The sequence below is a fragment of the Phocaeicola faecicola genome (genome assembly GCF_013618865.1).
Lineage (GTDB): Bacteria > Bacteroidota > Bacteroidia > Bacteroidales > Bacteroidaceae > Phocaeicola > Phocaeicola faecicola.
Genome location: NZ_JABSOE010000174.1, coordinates 1 through 575, shown reverse-complemented (window position 1 = coordinate 575; position 575 = coordinate 1). Strand labels below are relative to the sequence as shown.

At 46.1% G+C, this 575-nt stretch carries 1 protein-coding gene; it reads right to left on the bottom strand.

The features are described 5' to 3' along the window. Positions 1–575, bottom strand: a 575-nt coding sequence (locus tag H3001_RS19225; protein WP_181215807.1) for a transposase, incomplete at both ends; no start/stop codon positions are given.

Below are 575 nucleotides of genomic sequence, written 5' to 3'. Positions count from 1 at the left end.
CGGAGATGAAGCTGAAGACAAAAGCCTTTATGCGACTCGTTTCCTTGAGCCCGAAAGCCTTGGTGTCAAGCTTGCTAATGATGGTCTTATAGAAATTGTGTATCAATGCCGTAAGCAGAAGGAATACAGTGTTCTCTGACATGAACGACTTGGGGAGCCTGTTCCAGCCGAATCCGTTGTTCATATCATCGAATATACGCTCTTTGCCCCCACGCTTGTTGTAAAATTCGACGATGTCTCTTGTTGATGAGTCATAATCGTTGGTAAGAATGGATCTGTAGGTGTATTCACCTTCCCACAAGTCAAGCTCTCCATCCATGCGCTTTTGTCTCTGAATGACAAGACGATAGCACTTGCCTTCCCGTTTCTCAACAAGAATGGAATTGAGTTCAAACTGGATGCCGTTGATTTCCTCCGTCTTCCATCCCCTCAGTGAAAACAAGTCATCGTAGAGCGAACTGCATCGGTTGGCACGGATGTAGAAATGTTTGCAATGCTTCTCTATCTCACTGACGATTTCCTTCGAGCAGGAACCGCAGTCTGCCCTGAAGCGATTTACACGGATGTTCTGGGAT